18 protein-coding genes are annotated in these 19,084 nt (G+C 61.9%); 2 read left to right on the forward strand and 16 right to left on the reverse strand.

Annotated elements, in window-relative coordinates; all coding sequences use genetic code 11:
- Window positions 1–31 precede the first annotated feature (31 nt).
- The 14 genes from DWZ22_RS07055 to DWZ22_RS07120 form a co-directional block, all read right to left on the reverse strand.
- Complete coding sequence (locus DWZ22_RS07055; RefSeq protein ID WP_118405778.1) at window positions 32–412, reverse strand: DUF192 domain-containing protein; 381 nt, start codon at window positions 410–412, stop codon at window positions 32–34.
- Window positions 388–864 carry a TadE/TadG family type IV pilus assembly protein gene (locus tag DWZ22_RS07060; RefSeq protein WP_117734708.1) on the reverse strand — a complete coding sequence of 159 codons (477 nt, stop codon included), beginning with the start codon at window positions 862–864 and terminating at the stop codon, window positions 388–390. Before DWZ22_RS07060 ends, DWZ22_RS07055 begins: the two co-directional genes overlap by 25 nt.
- Window positions 864–2,924, reverse strand: coding sequence for a hypothetical protein (locus DWZ22_RS07065; RefSeq protein WP_118405779.1), 2,061 nt, complete (start codon window positions 2,922–2,924; stop codon window positions 864–866). The genes DWZ22_RS07060 and DWZ22_RS07065 overlap by 1 nt, the downstream gene beginning before the upstream one ends.
- A gap of 64 nt (window positions 2,925–2,988) precedes the next feature.
- Window positions 2,989–3,525 (reverse strand): TadE/TadG family type IV pilus assembly protein, encoded by a 537-nt coding sequence (locus DWZ22_RS07070; RefSeq protein WP_118405780.1) that lies wholly within the window; start codon window positions 3,523–3,525, stop codon window positions 2,989–2,991.
- The gene (locus DWZ22_RS07075) at window positions 3,461–3,679 is read right to left on the reverse strand and encodes a hypothetical protein (protein WP_118405781.1); all 219 of its coding nucleotides are present in this window, start codon (window positions 3,677–3,679) and stop codon (window positions 3,461–3,463) included. The genes DWZ22_RS07070 and DWZ22_RS07075 overlap by 65 nt, the downstream gene beginning before the upstream one ends.
- Before the next feature lies 1 nt (window position 3,680).
- Window positions 3,681–4,244, reverse strand: coding sequence for a hypothetical protein (locus tag DWZ22_RS10235; protein ID WP_118405782.1), 564 nt, complete (start codon window positions 4,242–4,244; stop codon window positions 3,681–3,683).
- Window positions 4,208–4,441 carry a hypothetical protein gene (locus DWZ22_RS07085; protein WP_117734713.1) on the reverse strand — a complete coding sequence of 78 codons (234 nt, stop codon included), beginning with the start codon at window positions 4,439–4,441 and terminating at the stop codon, window positions 4,208–4,210. The genes DWZ22_RS10235 and DWZ22_RS07085 overlap by 37 nt, the downstream gene beginning before the upstream one ends.
- Window positions 4,442–4,451: 10 nt before the next feature.
- Window positions 4,452–5,093 carry a type II secretion system F family protein gene (locus DWZ22_RS07090; RefSeq protein WP_117734714.1) on the reverse strand — a complete coding sequence of 214 codons (642 nt, stop codon included), beginning with the start codon at window positions 5,091–5,093 and terminating at the stop codon, window positions 4,452–4,454.
- Entirely contained in the window at window positions 5,090–6,016 is a 927-nt protein-coding gene (locus DWZ22_RS07095; protein WP_118405783.1) for a type II secretion system F family protein, read from the reverse strand. The genes DWZ22_RS07090 and DWZ22_RS07095 overlap by 4 nt, the downstream gene beginning before the upstream one ends.
- Window positions 5,989–7,317 (reverse strand): CpaF family protein, encoded by a 1,329-nt coding sequence (locus tag DWZ22_RS07100; protein ID WP_117763566.1) that lies wholly within the window; start codon window positions 7,315–7,317, stop codon window positions 5,989–5,991. Before DWZ22_RS07100 ends, DWZ22_RS07095 begins: the two co-directional genes overlap by 28 nt.
- Window positions 7,314–8,963, reverse strand: a complete 1,650-nt coding sequence (locus tag DWZ22_RS07105) for a P-loop NTPase (RefSeq protein WP_118405784.1) — start codon at window positions 8,961–8,963, stop codon at window positions 7,314–7,316. Before DWZ22_RS07105 ends, DWZ22_RS07100 begins: the two co-directional genes overlap by 4 nt.
- The gene (cpaB, locus tag DWZ22_RS07110; protein ID WP_022094089.1) at window positions 8,963–9,622 is read right to left on the reverse strand and encodes a Flp pilus assembly protein CpaB; all 660 of its coding nucleotides are present in this window, start codon (window positions 9,620–9,622) and stop codon (window positions 8,963–8,965) included. Before cpaB ends, DWZ22_RS07105 begins: the two co-directional genes overlap by 1 nt.
- 252 nt (window positions 9,623–9,874) lie before the next feature.
- Window positions 9,875–10,828 (reverse strand): ribosome small subunit-dependent GTPase A, encoded by a 954-nt coding sequence (gene rsgA / locus DWZ22_RS07115; RefSeq protein ID WP_199583468.1) that lies wholly within the window; start codon window positions 10,826–10,828, stop codon window positions 9,875–9,877.
- Window positions 10,829–11,299: 471 nt separating this feature from the next.
- Window positions 11,300–13,981: a cation-translocating P-type ATPase gene (locus DWZ22_RS07120; RefSeq protein WP_118405785.1), complete on the reverse strand. Its 2,682-nt coding sequence runs from the start codon at window positions 13,979–13,981 to the stop codon at window positions 11,300–11,302.
- 441 nt (window positions 13,982–14,422) lie between these two features.
- Here DWZ22_RS07120 and pyk point away from each other — a divergent pair, with 441 nt between their 5' ends.
- Together pyk and DWZ22_RS07130 are read left to right on the forward strand one after the other, a co-directional pair.
- On the forward strand, window positions 14,423–15,883 hold the full coding sequence (gene pyk, locus DWZ22_RS07125) for a pyruvate kinase (RefSeq protein ID WP_089572705.1): 1,461 nt from the start codon (window positions 14,423–14,425) through the stop codon (window positions 15,881–15,883).
- Window positions 15,884–16,303: 420 nt separating this feature from the next.
- The gene (locus tag DWZ22_RS07130; protein ID WP_117743144.1) at window positions 16,304–17,377 is read left to right on the forward strand and encodes a hypothetical protein; all 1,074 of its coding nucleotides are present in this window, start codon (window positions 16,304–16,306) and stop codon (window positions 17,375–17,377) included.
- Here the strand turns inward: DWZ22_RS07130 and DWZ22_RS07135 are convergent.
- Window positions 17,374–18,222, reverse strand: coding sequence for a hypothetical protein (locus DWZ22_RS07135; RefSeq protein WP_117763563.1), 849 nt, complete (start codon window positions 18,220–18,222; stop codon window positions 17,374–17,376). The genes DWZ22_RS07130 and DWZ22_RS07135 overlap by 4 nt on opposite strands.
- Window positions 18,223–18,302: 80 nt before the next feature.
- Window positions 18,303–19,073, reverse strand: a complete 771-nt coding sequence (locus DWZ22_RS07140) for an energy-coupling factor ABC transporter ATP-binding protein (RefSeq protein ID WP_147352279.1) — start codon at window positions 19,071–19,073, stop codon at window positions 18,303–18,305.
- Between the last annotated feature and the right edge of the window lie 11 nt (window positions 19,074–19,084).

Below are 19,084 nucleotides of genomic sequence, written 5' to 3' on the forward strand. Positions count from 1 at the left end.
TCGTATGACGAAAGTCCGCTGTCGCCAATTCTTACGCCGGCACTTGTTGGAGGACAGGGAGCGAGGCGAGGATTGAGGGACGTTCCAGTACGGCCCAGGCGCACGGGTGAGAGCACATGCGCCACGGACGGACGTTTTCATAGCGTGCGAGGATGTTGCCGTTGCGGTCGATAAAGGCGATATCGATGGGATAGGCCATAAAACACGTGTGGACCGAGGAACAGTGCGGAAACGCCATGACGAGCGGCAGGCCGTTGGCGGCAACCGGACGCCGTCCCAGCATGCCGAGCAGGCGCACGACGAACGACTCCGCCACCGCAAACTCGGCCGGCGTCCAACCCAGCCTGTTGAGTGCCCGCGCGTAAGCGATGTAGGACGAGACCGCGGTCACATAACCACCCCCGGACGCCATGGATCGACCGTCACCGCGCGCTCGTGCGACAACGTTGTCGGCGCCCCCAGCGGAACGCCAGCGATGCTGAGAGAAGTCGGCCACGGCTCATAGTGCATGGTGCAGGTGTAGGTCCTAAACGTACCGGATAGGGAGAGCAGGCCACCATCCGATGCCTCCGCGCCTTGCTCGCTCGACACTTCGATCTGCAAGTCATAGCCTTCCATGGCATTCAGAATTTGAGTCTGAACCGTCGCCGAGGCATCGGCAGAGCTTTCGCCGCCCTCCCCCTCCGACGCCACGGCGTGCGCCAACACGATGTCGGGCACCACGCGGTCGAAGCGCGCGACAGCGCTGGCAAAGATCATGACGTTGTACACGATGAGTGCCAGCACCAGCAAAACGGGCGTAACCACTGCCATCTCCACCGTCGCTTGGGCGCGCTCCTCGCGCAGACGCATGCGGATACTCATTACGACCCACCGCCCAGAGCGCCAACCAGCGTGGCGACATCGACGGTGAGTGGGATGGAGCCGCCGCCGGGCAGAGGAATCTCCGCAAGCGTGAACACCGTACCGCCAATGGTGCGTTCGACTTGATATTCCAACGCCTCGCAAAGCGCCTTGGGATCGGTCACGCCCAACGGAATACCTCGCAGCTTGTCTTGCGCTTGAGAGAAACCAGCAATGTCAGACCCCGGACTCTTAATGACGTTGGCGGAATCGGTCAGCACCGGCTTTCGCAGGCGCAAGTCGCACGGTTCCAAACCCAGCGCCGCCACGGACGCCGAAACGGTATCGCCGAGCCACGATGCGATGGAGCCCAACGCGCCGCCGCCCCCTCCTAGGTCTTTAATCATCTCGTCCATAAGTTCGTCGGCCGAACCTTGGATATCACCGTATCCTACGAGCAGCCGTCCCCAAACATCCATGACGCCGTCGAGCACGCCGGCAACGCCGCCCGAGCGTTCCTTCAATGTCGAGAAAAATCGCGAAAGCACGTTGTTTTGCGCCGTCGCCTCATCGGGCGCCAGCACCGCGGCAGAGATGGCACCGCGACTGCCAAGCTCAACCGCCGTGTTAAACGAGGAGTTAAGTTGATCGGGGCTGGTCATATCGCCCGAAACCGCAAGGGCGACCACGCCGTTGCGACCGGGCGGCGCGATACGCGGACGCTCACCCGAAAGCGCTTGAATGGCCTGATCGAATGCGCTTCCCGCGCGATCGGCCTCGCCTTCGGTCTGTCGCTCGAGCTCAAGCTCTTTGTTGCGGCATTCGGCGTAGTCTTCCATGGCGTCTTTGAACTTGTCAAAGTGATACTCGAAGCCGTTTTCGATCGATGTAGAAGGAGCGGCGACGGCACCCAGTGTCTTGACTCCAAAATGGCAGCGGTCGCATGCTTCTCTCCCGTCAAAGTCAGCAACCGATGACAGTCCTCCCGGCGCTCCCTTTTTATAGTTTGGGCAGCCAGTTCCATAATGGATGTACGTCTTGCCGTCATTGCTGCTCGTCGGCCACGCGGCATCGGTATAAAGATCGCTCGCCCTGACCTCGTCCGCATTGCGCGGCAGCAGCGGCAGGTCCGCGACGACGCTCGTGCCGTCGTCCACGATGGAGGCACGCCCGAGCTCTTCACCGGCATACCGATAGAACGCCTTTCGAGCGGCAGACTCCGCCTGCATCTCAACACTGATGCCGAGCGGTTTCTCATTTGCCAGGCGCTGACGGTAATATGTTCTCGCTCGGTCAAGCGCCACCTGGGGCTCCCACGTGACGCTCGATGCGTAATGTGGGTTGAGCTCGCCCGGCAGCGACGCCAGCTTCTTCGCGCGCTCCCACATGCACGAACGGCTACCAATCGTGCCCTTGTCCGACCCGCCGCAGTCCGCAAGCCAGGCGCGCTCTTTTGCTTTCGCCGTATCTTCAGAAGCCTCCTTCAACTTTTTGGCTGCGAGCTCTAAATCATCTGACGTGTCTTTAATAGCATCGGTCGAGATCTCGGACCCCTCGAGCGCAACGAAATCGGACTCGGATGTCCTGGGCACGGCAAGCGCCGTACCGGTATAGCTCACGCTATCGGTATCCTGCGCCGACACCGCCTGTGTAGCTCGCGCGGCAACCAGATACGGCAGAGCCGTCTCGATTTTCTGTAAGCCTTCCGATGCGCTTTTGGCAAACTTGTTGCGCGTTTTAATGATCCCAATCCCGGTGTCGACCATATTGCCAGCAACCGGCTCGGCACCCGGGATGAGGATGGCGACCAGGCCCGTCCCGATCGTGGCAAACCCCGCCAGCCCCAGACTCAAGATACTCGCATCAACCACCGTGGCAGCCGTGTGATAGGACGACACTACGTTGGCACCCGCCAGCGCGCCGCTATCGGCCGCCATCTGGGTATCCCCGGCACGCGACATGCTCCATATCGCCGCGGTTGACGAAAACAACAACGTGAGCACCACTAGGATGACCACGGCAGAGGAAAGCGTGGTGTAGGCACCGTCTTCGATAAACAGGTCGACACCGGCTCGACCCATAAAGCCGCCTCGTTTGCGATGGCAGCTCGGACGGCGCGTCAAAACGCGTCTAGACCAGAAACGCTTAATCCCATGCAGCAATCCACGAATCATAATCTCCCTCCAGCCATTCGGGACGCGATTGATACGAGACATTGACCTTGAGCTCAACGTAGCCGCCCTCGGCTGTACCACCCATAGCCTGCGCAAACGCACCGATCACAGGCAACGGCTTGACCTCGCCGGAAACGGACACGGACGAGACGCCACCCGCACCGGCCCGGCCAAGCTCGATATCCCACGACAACGGCCCGCCGGCATGAAAGATCGAAACGTTGGGCACTGCGGCAAGCCGGCGGCGGGTGAACTCCTTAAGATCATCGTCCTCCGCCGTCGTCGTGGTCATGAGCCGCGCGGTCTCGGCGGCGGCAGACTCCATGACCGCGCGCGTATAGAGCAGGCACACCGGTTGCAGTGCGAGAAGGATGAGCGTCAGAAACGTCGGCAGCAAAAAAGCGGCCTCGACCGTAGACTGCGCCCGGTCCTCGCGCGCGATATCAATACAACGAGATGTCCTTAGCGCCCGCAGCGGCGTCGATAACCGACGTCGAGGCGACGCCATGGGATGCCGCCCGCTCGACCAGCGCCGCCAAGCGCCCATCGGTGCCAGCACGCCAAAGTCCCGCGATCGCCAGCACGATGGAAAGCAGCGCCACCGTGACGATGGCGTATTCGACCGTCGCCTGGGCAGATTCCTCGCGCAGGACGTCATGCATTTCACGACCCCTCCTTTGAGTTCGATGCCTGCGGGCTCAGGCGGATCACTCGCAGGCGGCACGAGGCATCGCCGACATCCGCAGCAACCGTCACCATATCGACCCAGCCGCGTCCATCGCGCACGATGGCGCCCCATACGTTGCCCTTAATATCGAGATAGCCGCTCAGGGCGAGCTGGGCCGTTGGCACCTCGCGGTAGGCGCGTAACATATCCGCCGCTGCCTCGGTCATCGGTCGGTCCTCGGACCATGCAAGCCGGACCGCAATCGCGTTGCCCTCAGGCGAATCCGTCGCAGTGGCAGACCGCTTGTCGAGCGTCCGCAGAAAGGTTTGCGCCGTGACAGCGACATCCGAATCGTCCGCATCTCGCGTCTCATCTTTTTGAGACGCCACCGCCGAATCTGAGCCCGAGTCGAAGGCGGCCCCAGGACGCTGCTGCCGCGCGGCGTTAAGCCCCCAAAGCACCGCCGCTATCGCCACGATCAGGCAAGCAAACACCAGCAGCACCCCGATGGGGCGCTCGCCCTCTACAGGCTGTTGATGCCCTCGCTGATCGCATCCCATAGCTCTTTAACCTTGCCTTTAAATGCAACGATGGCAATAATCGCGATCACCACAAGCACGCCCACCAAAATGGCGTACTCGGTGGTACCCTGCGCGCTCTCCTCCTGCAACAGTTCCTTGGCATGCTGGCGAGCGCGGATCGCCCGGCAAAAAGCCCAGTTCCAAGCCTTGTCAGCAACTTCGACCATCGTGTTCATGTATTCCTCCCTACATCATCCCGCCTGCTCCCAGCAGCGGGCCCAATATGGACAGAAGCAACGCCGGCAAGATGAGCGTGCCGGTGGGAATCAGCAGCTTGACGGGCGCACGCTCGATCTCGCGCTCAACCGCGGCGCGATGAGCTGCACGGATCTCGCGACTTTGAGCGGCCAGCGTCTCGGCAAGTGGGGCACCCAGGGCGAGCGCCTGCCCCACCGTGATGGCAAAGGTCTCGAGCGCTCGCACGTCCAGGTCGCGCGCGGCGGCCAACAACTCGTCCTCACGCGTGCCCACGCCCACCTGCCACGCCATGCGGGCCCGCTCAAGGCGAAGAGCCAGCACTGACCGGCGGTTGGCGCAGAAAATCTCAAGCGCCGCATCAAACGAAAGACCGGCCGAAAGACCCAAGCGAACAACATCGATCATCTCGGACACTTCGCCGAGCGACACTCGCGCCGGGCCGCCCGCCCCAACCGCGCCCTTCACTCGCGCGGTCAGGGCATCGGCCACCGAGCGACCCGCAGCAGCGACCAGCACTGCCTCGCGCTTGCAGGTACCTGCGATCTTGCGTGCATCCGCCCGATCCAAACCCGTCGCGACAAATACACTCAGAGCGCACAGGCAAGCCGCAACTGCAACCAGGGCGCTCATAGCTCCACCCTCATAATGCGCCGGATAACCACCAGGGCAACGGCGTTGAGGGCAAGACCCAGCACCACAGCGCCCGCACCGGCAGGCGTCACAAGACCGCGACGAAAATCTGCCGAAAGCAGCGCCAACACCGCGCACATGCCCGCCGGCATCGCCGCGACCATATGCGCCGACATGCGGGCCTGCGACGTCTTGACATCCAGGCGGCGCTTGAGCTCAATGCGCTCCCCCACCATGCTCGACGCCTCGGCCAGCAGGTCGGCAAGCGGGGCACCGGTTCGCTGCGACACCTTGAGCGCCAACGCGACAAGCGAAAGCCCGGGGGCGTCGATGCGGACAAGCAGGTCGTCGAGCGCATCGGTCGCCGAGATGCCGCAATCGATCGCCGCCGCCACCCGCAAAAACTCGGTATGCACCGGCTCTTGCGCATGAGCGCCCACAAAGCGCATGCCCTGGGCCAGCGAATGTCCCGAGGCAAGCGACATGGAAAGTGCGGTAAACGCCTCGGGCATGGCCTCCTCCACATCGTGTTGCTCGCGCCGACTCTCAAAGCCATCCCGGGCGACGCCAACGGCAAACGGGGCAACAAGTCCCAAGGCAAATCCGAGGGGCGATAACGACACCATCGTTAGCAAAACGCAGCAGACACCGCTCGATAGCAGCAGAAATGCCAAGCGAGTCGCGTTATCCTCAATAGCAAGCCCAAAGCGATCTGTGGGGACCAACGATGCCCACGAACGGGCGATCTTTTTCAGCAGATCGTTTTCCACCAGCTCACGCGGCAGCTTCTCTGCCACCGTCTCGAGCGCCTGACGTGCCAGCTCCGCCGGCGGTACCTGCGGCACACGAGGCTCTGCCCCACACGCCGTCGCGACAGAAAGCCCTGCCAAGCCCCCTACGACGAGGGGCATAGCGATCTCCATTCGTCCACCTCCTCTTGTGTAAGCGTCCCCGACCGCAGGCCTTCTGCGATAAACGGCGGCTCGCGGTCGAGCGTCCAGGTGCACTCGGCGGCATCGAAAGTCACGTAGCGTTCGAGCTCAACACCGCCCGACACGCCGCGGCGAACCCCCGAATATGAGGCCACAAAGCGCCTGCCATCGGCGTGGCGCTCGGACATCACGATGCCGTCGAGCGCCATGGCAATCTGCTCCTCGATGAGCTCGCTCGGCAGATCGATGCCATAACGTGCAAGCAACGTCAGGCGCACCACGGTCTCCTGTTCTGAACCCGCATGAAGTGTGGTGAGCGACCCGTCGTGGCCCGTGTTCATGGCCTGCAACATGTCGCAGCACTCGGCACCGCGCACCTCGCCCACCACGATGCGGTCGGGGCGCATGCGCAGGGCATTAGTTACCAGGTCGCGGATCGTCACCGCGCCCTCACCCTCAATTGAAGCCTCGCGCGCCTCTAGGCGCACCACGTGCGGATGATGCGCAAACTTGAGCTCGGCAGAGTCCTCGATCGTCACGATGCGCTCGCCGGTGGAAATCTCGCATGACAACGCGTTGAGCAGGGTGGTCTTACCAGATCCCGTGCCCCCCGCAACCGCCAGGTCCTGTCGCAGCGACACCGCGCACGACAGCAGCTGCGCATACCAAAGCGGCAGCGATCCCAACCCCACGAGCTCGTCCAGAGAGCAGATACGGTCCGAGAACTTTCGGATGGTGAGAATCGGTCCGTCAATCGCCACAGGCGGAATCACCGCGTTGACGCGATAGCCCGTTTTGAGGCGGGCGTTGACAATGGGGCTGCGCTCGTCGATACGGCGGCCAAGTGGCGAGATGATGCGGTCGATTAGCACACGGATCTGTTCGTCGTCCTCAAACGCGTGCTCGATGGGATACAAAACGCCGCCGCGTTCAAAGAAAGCCGAGCGGCAGCCGTTGATCATGATCTCGGTAACGGTGTCGTCCTCGATGAGCGGCTGCAACGGCCCCAAGCCCACCACATCATCCAAAATCTCGTCGATGATGGTCTCGCGCTCGGGCGTCGCGAGATCGGTCGGCTCCTCAACATTGAGCGCCGCCTCCACCGCGGGACGCAATTCCGAGCGGGCAAGCGCCGGGTCGATATAGGCGCTGATACGCGCCACTTCGTCGTAACCCATGCGGTCCATTACGGCGCGCTTGGTGCGTCGTTTCACCGCGCGGCGACGCCCTGCATCTACAGGCGCTGCCGTCGCTGCAGCGCCGGCAGCCTTAATCCTCGTTTGCAGGCTCATCGCTGATCACCCTCGCGCGACCAGGGAAGGCGAATACGCGGGCGTTCGGTGCGTGTTGCACGGTCGGCGACCATATCGCTCCAAGGGCCGACGGCGCACCCCAGTTCCACGAGCATCTCGCGCGTGGCCTCGCGCACACTGGTCGCAAAAGCGCTGGTCTGCCCCACTGCCTCGTCAGCGCGCCCAAACGCCATGAGCGCGGCGAGATCCTGTCCGCCATCGGCGATACGAATCTTGGAGCTCAACGCACAGGCAATCTCAAAGCGCATGGCGACGTCCTCGTCTGCCCCGCGCGCACCGAACCGGTTGAACACAGCGCTCATGCGCGTGCGCGGCACACCTACTCGACTTGCCAGTTCAATGACGCGCGACGCCGATGTCGCGGACGACACCGCCGCATCGCCAACGACCAGACAACGGTCGCTCGCCGCCACCGCAGCCGCCACGGCGTCGCCCCAAAAGACCGAGGTATCGATAAAGACCACGTCGGATTCGCGACGCAGAACATCAAGCAATAGCTCCACCGGACGTGCCATGAGCTCGGCTTGCTCGGGCGCCGCGACGGGACCCCAGAGCGTAACGCCCGGCGCCACGCGCATCGATGCGGCTACGATATCCGGCTCGGCGAGCGCGCCCGCCGCCGACGGCTCGATAAGTGCCGCTATATCGCGCGGAGCATCGACGCCTAACAAGTCGTAAAGGTTTCCAAACATCAGGTCCAGGTCGAGCACGGCGGCACGCAAGCCCAACAGCGACGATGTGTGTGCCATGGTGGCAACAATCGTCGACTTGCCGCAACCGCCCGAACCCGAAATGGCGCAGATGACCGGAGCTCGATGCGGCGGAGCGGCGGCGTCTGCCGGCGGCATCTGAAGCGGCGGGGCGGGCGTCGGTGACAGCGTCCCCGTCTCCCCCGCCGCAACCACACGCTGCGTCCAAGCCGGCATGGCAGCTTGTTCGGTCTGCGAGGCAGGCTCGTTCTGTGCAATCTGCTCATGCTGCATCGGCGACAACTCGCCGCACCCGGCAAAGCCCTCAACTTCGTTCAGTTCATCCGCCAGATTCACGCCGTGCACGTATCCCATATCTACAGCCGGGGAGTCGCCAGCATGCTGTGCCGGCCCTCCAGCGTCATCGTATACAAGGGGGTTCCGGGGGCGCCGACCATGCTCGGCTTCCGCTTTTCCATAATCATCAACACGCGGGCCTCTTGTAGCGCGAGGCGCCCCGGGTTCCCTATCAACAAAAGCATCGGGCTCAATCGTCATGCGCCGATCGGAATCAACCGCTCCCTCGCCCGCGCGCCCGTTGCCACATATACTGTGCGCAGCGATGACCTCGGTCGCCCCCGCGCGAAACAGCCCCTCGATATCCGACGGATCGAGCGCTTCTATCAACACGACCACGCGACTCACGCGGCCTTCGGCCGTCAGGCGCGCAACAGTCTTGCGCACATCTTCGGTATCAAACAGAGACGCCGCGATGATGGCAGCCCCGCGGCGCGACGGAAACGCCCGCGCCATGGAAACCAGCCCGTCCAGGTCACCCACGCGAAGCACCTGTGCACCCGCATCACGGCCCTCGACTTCCCGCTGCAACAGCCCGTAATCGCCGCACGCGCAGCACGCAAGCCAGATCGCCTTCATCACTCGTCGCCTCCGCTCTTTTTGCCGCGAGCCGTGGCGGGAATCGTCAAGCTGACCGTTCCCTTGCCCGAGGCGCCCAGCAGTTCCTTGACGTCTTCGGGGTCAGCCGCCAGCGTCACCCATTCGATCTTGCCCTCGCGCGTGGCACCGGAATCCTCACTGGTATCGATCACGTACGCGCCGCACAGCCGATCGGTTACGCCGTCTTTTTGCACATACACATCCACGTAGCTGCCCACGCCCGTGGCGCCGCCGACCGAGTGCTCGGCATCGACCGCCACCGAAACGGCGACCTTGCCCTTAGGCACCTCGAGCTTGTGGCTCTCGGCCTTGGTGTAGACATTGCAGATCACGGCGTTTTTGGGAATACGCGAAGTCGTCACGTCGCCGCGCACCTGGCGCAGCTCGGTCGCTGCGTCACGCGGCAGCAGGCTCGTCAGCCATTCCTGGGTTATGACATTGGTCTCATCGAGGGTCTCGCCCACATCGATATCGCGCGCCGCAACGCATACCTCGACGCGATCGCCCCCGTACTTGGCCAAGGTCTCAGCCTGGACCTGTTCGGCTTGCGAGCGGATCGACGAGCCGTAAACCATGCAGAGCAGAGCAGCGAGCACGCCTGCGACCAGACTGATGGCGATGCGCTTGCTCTTGTTCACGGCCGCTCCTCTCATGGCAGTGCCGGGCGAATGCCCGTACCACCATTGTCTGGGCGGTCAGAGTGCAAAGCGGCGCAATCGCGATCTTGGTTTTCGATGTCAAACCAATCGCTGACCAAAAACTGACCAGCCCGTCAAGCTCGTGGCAAGGTTTTGGTCAGCACGTCAGCAAACTGCATGTTTCGAGGCTTTTCCACAGCAAAAAAGCCGTCTCCCGAACAGTTGGGAGACGGCTGTCATAGGAAAAATCAATTACAAATGGACATCGGGATCGAGCATTTGAGCGCTCACGCGCATGGATGACGCCAGGTTTTGGAACGTTTCCAGACGCAGGCCGTCGATCTGCCCGGCGTCCTCGGCCTCGCGAACGGCGCAACCCGGCTCATGGGTATGTGTGCAATCGCCAAACCGGCACGCGCGCGATGCCTCGACAATCTCGGGGAAGGCGCGCGCCAGACCCCGCTCGTGACCCACGAGCGGTAGGCTGCGCAGGCCCGGGGCATCGGCGATCACGCCGGCGTCGCCCGGCAGCGCCACCATCACGCGCGCGACGGTAGTGTGACGGCCCTGATCGTCGCGTTCGCGCACACCGCCGGTCGCCAACGTATCGTGGCCCAGCAGTGCATTGAGCAGCGTCGACTTGCCGGCACCCGACTCGCCCAGAATCATGGCGCAGCTCCCAGCAGGCACGCAGGAACGGACCTCGTCCAGGCCGAGGCCCTCGGCAGAGGACGTCACGATCACGCGCACGTCCGGACCCACCAGGCGGCGCACGCGGTCCAGATCGCGCTCGAGCTCCTCGGCATCGCAGCGGTCAGCTTTGGTGAGCACCACCACCGGTTCGGCATCGCAGTCGAGCGCCAACACCAGCGAGCGCGCCACGCGGTCGAGCAGCACCTCGCCAGCACCGAGCGCCTGCACGATTAGCACGCTATCCACGTTGGAGCAGAGCACCTGGCGCTCTCCGCGGGCACGGCCGCGCCAACGTTCAAAGCTCGTATGGCGCGGCAGCACGCACTCAATCACGCCCATATCGTGCCCGGGAGCACGGCGAACCGCCACGCGGTCGCCCACAGCGGGCAGCAAGACCTCGTCCTCGCCACGCGACTTGGCAAACCCTACGGCATGCTCGGCACGAAACGTGTCGTCGGCAGTTGCCACCAGCGGAAATCCGCGGTCCAGGCGCACCACGGCACCGAGCTGCATCTGCTCGGGTTCCTCAGCCTGTGCGCAAAAGTCGTCAAATGCAGCCTGCTGAGCCGCATCGACCGGCAGGTCATCGAACGCCGGAACATCCTGCAACGCGTCAAGCCCCGGCACGCTTGCCAGCAGCTCCTCAGCAGATGCGGGAGCCTCGGTCGCGAGCTTCCGGCGACGATCGCGCTTAGCCCGCGCCCCCGTCGTCTTTTTCTTCGCTTTAGCCTTAGCTTTGCCCACAGATGCCTCCCAGCACAAAACCACACAACTGAGCAGGTATTTTAAAACAAAAAGAGCTGGCCGGGCAAAGCCCGACCAGCTCACAAACTTTCCCTCAGCTTATGGTCCTGAGAGGTTATCCGAAGGCCCGCCCGCCGGGAGGGGTTTCCCAAGGGCACATCCCGCAGCCGCAAAGCGGCGAGGACGTGCCCGTGGAAACCCCGCAGGCGGTCGGGCCGGTGGGAAGGATAGCCTTTCGACCTACTCCTTCTCCACGGCGCGCATGATCGCCTTGTAGATCTCCATCAGCGGAATGATCAGGAAGGCAAGGCCCAGCGCGGCGATAACACCCTTGAGCTCGAGCGTCACGGGACCAAAGAACATCTCGGCAAGCGTCGGCTGCACGGTTACGATCACCGTCAGTACCAGCGCCAGCGCGGCGGAGGCCCACAGCCACTTGTTCTGCTTCTTCATGGTGAACAGCGACGCACGACGGCTGCGCATATTGAAGCAGTGGAAGATCTCGACCATATTGAGCGTGATGAACGCCATCATCACGCCTTCCTCGTCGGCATTGCCTGCGATCATATCGGCGATGTGGATGTAGCCCATGTCAAAGTACACGCCCACAAAGAAGCTCGCCAGCACCAGCACGGTAATGATCAGGCCCTGGACCACGCAGTCCAGGCCCATATTGCCGGCAAAGACGCCGTCCTTGGCGTTGCGCGGCTTGCGCTTCATGATGTCGCCCTCGGCGTCCTCCATGCCCAGCGCGAGCGCGGGGAAGCAGTCGGTGACCAGGTTCACCCACAGCAGCTGCACCGGCTGAAAGATGGTAAAGCCGATGAGCGTGGCGATGAACACCGAGAAGACCTCGGCAAGGTTGGCCGAAAGCAGGAACTGGATGACCTTGCGGATGTTGTCGTAGATACGACGGCCCTCTTCGCAGGCACCGATGATGGTGGCGAAGTTGTCGTCGGCAAGCACCATGTCGGCAACGTTCTTGGTAACGTCGGTGCCGGTGATGCCCATGCCAACGCCGATGTCGGCGCGTTTGATGGACGGGGCATCGTTGACGCCGTCGCCCGTCATGGCCACGATCTGGTCGCGCGACTTCCAAGCCTCGACGATGCGGGTCTTGTGCTCGGGCTGGACGCGGGCGTACACGCCGTAGTCCTCGATATGCGCGTCGAGCTCCTCGTCGCTCATGCGATCGAGGTCGGCACCGGTGATGGCATGGCTGCGATCGGTGACGATTCCCAGCTGCTTGGCAATGGCCACGGCGGTATCGATATGGTCGCCCGTGATCATCACGGTGCGAATACCGGCATCGTGGGCCTCGCGGATGGCGTCGGCGACCTCGGGGCGAACGGGATCGATCATGCCGGACAGGCCGCAGAAGACCAGGTCGTGCTCGAGCGCAGCGGGACTGCAGTCGGCGGGAACCTCGGTGTAGGTGCGGCTCGCCAGCGCCAGCACGCGCAGGGCCTCGTCGGCCATGGCTTTGTTGGCCGCCACGAGCTCGGCACGACGTTCCTCGGTCAGGGGGACGACCTTATCGCCCTCGTAGATGTGGGTGCACAGGCCGATCACCACGTCGGGCGCGCCCTTGGTGTACTGCTCATACTCGCCGTCCAGGGTCTCGACGACCACGGACATCATCTTACGACCCGAGTCGAACGGGGCCTCGCCCACACGCGGATGCTCGGCAGTCAGGCCGGTGAGGCCCGCCTTGCCGGCGTCGTTGACAAGCGCGCACTCGGTCGGCTCGCCCACGGCCTCGCCTAAATCCTCGTCCCACTGGGCATCGGAGCACAGCGCCATACCGGCCAGGAACTTCTCCTTAGGCGCAGCAAGCTCGTGCTTGACGACGGTCATCTTGTTTTGAGTAAGGGTACCGGTCTTGTCGGAGCAGATGGTCTGCGTGCAGCCGAGGGTCTCGACGGCAGAAAGCTTGCGGATAATCGCCTGGCGCTTGGCCATCTTGGTCACGCCAAGCGACAGCACGATGGTCACAACGGCGACCAGGCCCTCGGGGATGGCAGCGACGGCGAGCGAGACGGCGACCATAAAGGTGTCGAGCAAAGCGGTCGGGTCGGTAAGGACGTTGCCCACGCCGTGGCGGAGGATATCGACGCCAAAGATGACGACGCAGATGACGATAACCATGATGGTAAGGATGCGGCTGAGCTCGGCGAGCTTCACCTGCAGCGGCGTGAGCTCTTCCTTAGCCTCGGCCAGGGCGCCGGCAATCTTGCCCATCTCGGTGTTCATACCGGTGCCGACCACGACGGCGCGGCCACGGCCGTACACAACGGTGGAGCCCATGTAGCACATGTTCTTGCGGTCGCCGAGCGGCACGTCATCGGTGCCCGCAGCAAGCTCGATCACGTTGGCGTGCTTCTCGACCGGCACGGACTCGCCGGTGAGTGCGGCCTCTTCGATCTTCATCGTGGCGCTCTCGAGCACGCGGCAGTCGGCCGGGACGGAGTCGCCCGCCTCGAGCATGATCACGTCACCGGGCACGAGCTCGGCGCTCGGCAGGTGCACGAGCTTGCCGTCGCGCAGTACCTTGGACTGCGCCGCGCTCATCTCTTGCAGGGCTTCGAGGGCCTCCTCGCTCTTGGCCTCTTGGACTACGCCCAGCACCGAGTTGACGATAACGACGAACATGATGATGGCGACATCAGCAAAGTCGGGCTCGCCCTTGACCATGCCCGTGAGCGCGCTGATAACCGCGGCCGCGATCAACATGATGACCATGGGGTCGGCCATCTGCTCAAAGAAACGCTTCCAAAGCGGCGTTTTCTCGGCTTCCTCAAGCTTGTTAGGGCCTGTCTTGGCAAGACGCGACGACGCCTCGCCGGTGCTCAGGCCGAGGTTCTCATCGACACCTTGGTCGCTGAGCACCTCCGCCGCGGCGGACAGGTATTCCTTTTGCATATAGAGTCCCCTCCTGGGATTCGGGCCACTCAGCAGATTGATGCCCGATCATAATTCCCAGGAGAAGGGCAAGGGCTCATCAAGGCTGCCGTGCTGAGCGGCAGTTGATAGTGGAGCTATGGTACCCCAAAGCGGCGCGTCTAGCCAAAACATTCCAATTGGAAACACGGCTCGGGTGCAACGGTGCAGACAGTGTGATGCTCGAGATTGATAAAACGTTTTTTCTTCAGCGCATCGGCAAACTGAAATATCGCCCAGATAGCAGCGGTAAGACCGCTTGGTAAAAGTTTTTCTTTAGTCTTTTTTGACTAAAGAATGAACTTCTAAATCGGCGTACGGTCGATTTTTTGGGGTATTCGGTCGTCATTTCGTTATAATCAACTCAGTTTTATTTCTTATGCTTTATCTATCAGCGCAAGACGATGTCAGATGGAGGTCTGAATGTACAAGCGCACTAAGATTGTATGCACCATGGGTCCCGCCTGCGATAGCGACGAGACCATCCGCGAGATGATCAAGGCGGGCATGAACGTCGCCCGTTTCAACTTCTCGCACGGATCCTACGACGAGCACCACGGTCGCATCGAGCGCGTCCGTCGTATTTCCAAGGAGCTCGGTTTGCCCGTCGGCATCCTGCTCGACACCAAGGGCCCCGAGGTCCGCACCGGCCTTCTGGTCGACGGCAAGAAGGTCGCCGTCAAGACCGGCGATAAGATCGTCGTCACCGCTCAGCCCACGTCCGAGGATTTCCACGGCACCGCTGAGCACATCTCCCTCGACTACCTGGCTCTGCCCTCCGAGGTCGAGAAGGGCTCCCTCATCCTGATCGATGACGGCCTGGTTGCCCTCGAGGTCGAGTCCGTCGACGGCCAGGACATGACCTGCGTCGTCAAGAATGACGGCCTGATCGGCGAGCGCAAGGGCGTCAACATGCCCAACGTCAACATCTCGCTGCCCGCCATCACCGAGCGCGATCGTCAGGACATCCTCTTTGGCCTGACCGAGAACATCGACTACATCGCCGCTTCCTTCATCCGTGACGGCGAGTCCGTCCGTGGCATCCGCAAGCTTTGCCGCGAGAACGGTGGCGAGCACGTGACGATCTTCCCGAAGATCGAGTGCGCCCTTGGCGTCGAGAACTTCGACGAGATCCTCGAGGCTTCCGACGGCATCATGGTCGCCCGTGGCGACCTGGGCATCGAGATCAAGCCCGAGCTCGTTCCCCACATCCAGAAGGAGATCATCGCCAAGTGCAACGCGGCCTACAAGCCCGTCATCACCGCTACGCAGATGCTCGACTCCATGCAGCAGAACCCGCGCCCGACGCGCGCCGAGGTTGCCGACGTTGCTAACGCCATTTACGACGGCACCGACGCCGTCATGCTGTCCGGCGAGTCCGCTGCCGGTAAGTACCCGGTCGAGGCCGTTAAGATGCAGGCCAGCATCGCTCTCGAGACCGAGAAGTACCTCCCGGCCCACGCTCCGCTCGAGGTTCCGGCTGACGCTCACGGCACCCGCGTCGTCAACAACGTTGTGGGTATGTCCGCTGTGAACATGGCCACCACCGTTGGCGCCAAGTGCATCACCGTGCCGACGACCACCGGTCGTACCGCTCGCCTGATCTCACACTTCCGTCCCAACATGCCGATCTGCGCGTTCTCCCGCCACGAGTGGGCCGTCCAGCAGATGATCATGTACTGGGGCGTCATCCCGCACCAGGCAGAGATTACCCAGGGCACCGTCAACGGCACGATCGTCAAGGCGATCGAGACCGCCAAGGAGCTCGGCTACGTCGAGGCCGGCGATCTGACCGTCGCCACCGCCGGCGATCCCCGCATGAGCGTCCAGCTCGAGGACAAGGTTTCCTCGACCAACGTCGCTTACGTCGCTCAGGTGCGCTAAATCGCACTTGCAAGCAGATTTGCATTGCAAAGGGCCCGGAAGGCTTCGCCTTCCGGGCCCTTTTTCTGTGTGCCAATACCTGCACACGGCAAAACACGCACTCATTTCTTTACCAAAAGCGCGAAATCCACCCTTCAGGGCCCAAATAATAAAGTCCCAAGCGCTAAAAGTGTTCGCCCGGTGGCAAACCCACACCTTAACCGACGCTGCTAAATCGTTTTAGCAAGGTCAAAAATGACTATGTTTTCGGAAGTGCGGGGAAAAATTGCTCACCCCCAAGCACAAGCCCTTTTATTTCAACAAAACCCCTGATAAAGTTGGCTCAAATACTCCTTGTGCTTTGCCTGCTTCTCTTTTTCCCCGCACTTCCGAAACCGATAGCCTTTCTAGCCCAAACAACGCTCAAACGATCGGATTGCTATGTCATTTCTCGCTTGCGGACCCTCGGCTTTCCAGTACTATCGCATCCCGCCCCAGATACTGGGACTCTATCCGGCAATCCTGCCGCCCGACCATGACCATCGCTTGGTGCATTACTCAAAACAGCCAGTATTTGAGGATCTACTCGACAAGCCGGTCTGGAGATTCGTGGGCGAAAAGGGTCGCCGCGCGAACGGCAAGCTTTTTCGCAGCCGCCTGCTGACCCAGGAACCACCTCCCGGGTCGTTTAGGCAAACTGAACATGGATTTGATGTCACATCGCCCGAGTTCACACTGCTCAACCTTGCTACGCAGGTCTCACGCAACCAGCTGCTCATGGCGTGTTATGAGATGTGCAGCTCATTTGCAGTATTTACGCCCTGCGAGCGTGCGCAAAAGCAACTTGATGAGGCAATATCCCTTAAGCTCATTCCACCCGACTGTGGCTGGGAGCGCGTTGTTGACACCAAGGGCAATGGCACCAATTTGTGGAAACGCGCGCCGCTCCTCAGCGCGGCGGATATCGCCGCGTTCGCCAAGCAGGCCGCAGGCCTGCGCGGCGTCAAGCAACTCCGTTGGGCCGCCAAACGCATGACAGGACAGACTGCCTCACCCTTCGAGGTCCAAACATCCATGCTCATCTCACTCCCCCGCGACGAAGGCGGCCTGGGCATAGACATCACCAATAACGCGCGCATCCCGCTCAGCGAAGCCGCACGTTCGCTGTATGACAAAACCTGCTGTTACGCCGACATCCTCATCGAAAGTTTCACCGACAGCATGGGTGTCATTCTGGAATGCCAAGGCCGCTCCGCTCATGACAGCGAAGCCGCGAGCCTCTCCGATGCCGAGCGCGCCACCGCACTCACAAGCATGGGCTACGACGTCATCCAACTTACCTATGACCAGATTAAGGATAAGAAGAGCTTCGACCACATAGCCGAGCTCATCCATAAAAAGGCTGGGCTTCCCTACACCCCAAAGACCAAACAGGAGTGCGACGCCGAAGATGCCCTGCGGCAAAAGCTATTTGTCGATTGGGACGAGCTGTTCACTACCGGGCCGGCCAGCTAGCAGCTAGCAATCAGGGGCAGTGCGGGTGTGCCGGGAGCGGCTACGCGCTCGGCAAAGCCTGCCTCGGTTAGCTCGATGACCTCGGTAAACGTTGCATCGAAAAATTCCTCGGTTAGCAGGCGATACGGCGGATGATCGGGCTCACCGGGGTTTTCGCGTACAATCTCGTGCATGACGCCGATAGTCTTGAGCACATACTCCTTATGGATGGGATACTGCCCAAAACGCGTCGCCGCGGTATACAGGCGATTGGTCGCACGCGGAATCGAAACAATGCCCAGCGTCTTGCCAAACCAGTCAAAGTCGCCTTGCTTTTTAATGCGGAACTCCTCACACGGCTTGCCGCCGTGCGCCTCCAGATACTGGTTCACACGCGTGTTCCATACCGTGTCGGCCACCAGATGCGACCAGACGCCCAGCGTTAAATCGAGCAGCGACTGCGCCACATCTTCGGACGCAAGCGAGAACTCACTAGCGCCGGGACCGGCAACCGGCTCGGCATACTTGTAGCGCTGGGGATAGTGCACGCGGTTCAGTCGCTCGCGTTCCTCGACAATCGACGTCGCCGCAGCCGGCGCACCTATCGGCATACCCTTGAGCAGCGGCGCCACATAAGTGTCCCAAAACTCCTGCTCACGCGGCTTGGGGATAGGCTCGGGCTTGGCAAAATGTGTAATGCTATACGGAATGGGATCGGCAATGCCAGGAACCATATAGCCCACGAAGATATCCGGAACCACGCAGCCAAACAAAAAGGCATTGCGGTCGCGCACACTATCGGCAAGCACACTGGTGCGATCCAGCAAACGCTCCGTCTGAGCGATATGAATGTTCCAGCTTGGCATAGCCACCCCCATAAAAAACCTGGATAACTATACCATCACGGCAAAGCCGCGCAGGCGGCTACGCACGCTTTACGCAGCAACTAGTCCGTAGCACCGCTTTCGGTTCCATACGACGGCGAAGGCGCCTCGACCACATGGTGATATCGATCGATATAGATGGCGCGGGCACCCAGGCGTCGCACCAGATCCTGGTGATGCGTACTCATCAAGACCGTCTTACCCACCGCGACGTAGGCTAGCAAGAAGTTGACCACGATGTCGCATGAATCTTCGTCGAGTCCATTGGTAGGTTCATCGAGGACCAAGATATCCGGGTTCATCGACACGACGGCCGCCAGCGCCACACGCTTTTTTTGCCCGCCCGAGAGCTGATAGGGAGAGGCGTCGGCAAGGTCGGCAACCTGGAACAGCCCCATGGCATCGCGCACGCGGCGCTCGAGCTCGTCTGCCGGCAGCCCCATCTGGGCGGGGCCAAACGCGACCTCCTCGCCGACCGTGGCGCAAAAGAGCTGCGCATCGGCATTCTGGAACACAAAGCCCACGCGCTGATGGAACCGCTGGGCCGTCACGGAATCCTTGAGATATGCCGCATCGACCACATGCCCGTCGAACAGGTACGCACCCGCGTCCGCAAGCTCAAGGCCGTTGATAAGACGCATGACCGTCGTCTTGCCGCAGCCGTTAGGACCAAGCAGAGCAACGAGCTCCCCACGGTTCACCCGCAATGAAACGCCGTCGACCACCGTATGACCCGCATAGGAAAACACCACGTCGCGAAACTCGATGAGCGGCGTGATCTCGGTGCCGGCAGCACCGCTCGCACCCATCGCGTTATTCGTATCGTTTGCCAAAACGCCGCCCT

The sequence above is a fragment of the Collinsella sp. AF31-11 genome, from assembly GCF_003475605.1.
Lineage (GTDB): Bacteria > Actinomycetota > Coriobacteriia > Coriobacteriales > Coriobacteriaceae > Collinsella.

What these genes read in the sequence shown, in the direction of transcription:
- DWZ22_RS07105 (WP_118405784.1), bottom strand. Translation starts at nt 8,963, where the DNA reads ATGAAGGCGATCTGGCTTGCGTGCTGCGCGTGCGGCGATTACGGGCTG.
- DWZ22_RS07085 (WP_117734713.1), bottom strand. Translation starts at nt 4,441, where the DNA reads ATGAACACGATGGTCGAAGTTGCTGACAAGGCTTGGAACTGGGCTTTT.
- DWZ22_RS07060 (WP_117734708.1), bottom strand. Translation starts at nt 864, where the DNA reads ATGAGTATCCGCATGCGTCTGCGCGAGGAGCGCGCCCAAGCGACGGTG.
- DWZ22_RS07090 (WP_117734714.1), bottom strand. Translation starts at nt 5,093, where the DNA reads ATGAGCGCCCTGGTTGCAGTTGCGGCTTGCCTGTGCGCTCTGAGTGTA.
- DWZ22_RS07055 (WP_118405778.1), bottom strand. Translation starts at nt 412, where the DNA reads ATGGCGTCCGGGGGTGGTTATGTGACCGCGGTCTCGTCCTACATCGCT.
- DWZ22_RS07130 (WP_117743144.1), top strand. Translation starts at nt 16,304, where the DNA reads ATGTCATTTCTCGCTTGCGGACCCTCGGCTTTCCAGTACTATCGCATC.
- DWZ22_RS07120 (WP_118405785.1), bottom strand. Translation starts at nt 13,981, where the DNA reads ATGCAAAAGGAATACCTGTCCGCCGCGGCGGAGGTGCTCAGCGACCAA.
- DWZ22_RS07075 (WP_118405781.1), bottom strand. Translation starts at nt 3,679, where the DNA reads ATGCATGACGTCCTGCGCGAGGAATCTGCCCAGGCGACGGTCGAATAC.
- DWZ22_RS10235 (WP_118405782.1), bottom strand. Translation starts at nt 4,244, where the DNA reads ATGGGATGCGATCAGCGAGGGCATCAACAGCCTGTAGAGGGCGAGCGC.
- DWZ22_RS07065 (WP_118405779.1), bottom strand. Translation starts at nt 2,924, where the DNA reads ATGGGTCGAGCCGGTGTCGACCTGTTTATCGAAGACGGTGCCTACACC.
- DWZ22_RS07070 (WP_118405780.1), bottom strand. Translation starts at nt 3,525, where the DNA reads ATGGCGTCGCCTCGACGTCGGTTATCGACGCCGCTGCGGGCGCTAAGG.
- DWZ22_RS07135 (WP_117763563.1), bottom strand. Translation starts at nt 18,222, where the DNA reads ATGCCAAGCTGGAACATTCATATCGCTCAGACGGAGCGTTTGCTGGAT.
- pyk (WP_089572705.1), top strand. Translation starts at nt 14,423, where the DNA reads ATGTACAAGCGCACTAAGATTGTATGCACCATGGGTCCCGCCTGCGAT.
- DWZ22_RS07100 (WP_117763566.1), bottom strand. Translation starts at nt 7,317, where the DNA reads ATGAGCCTGCAAACGAGGATTAAGGCTGCCGGCGCTGCAGCGACGGCA.
- DWZ22_RS07095 (WP_118405783.1), bottom strand. Translation starts at nt 6,016, where the DNA reads ATGGAGATCGCTATGCCCCTCGTCGTAGGGGGCTTGGCAGGGCTTTCT.
- rsgA (WP_199583468.1), bottom strand. Translation starts at nt 10,828, where the DNA reads ATGCAGCTCGGTGCCGTGGTGCGCCTGGACCGCGGATTTCCGCTGGTG.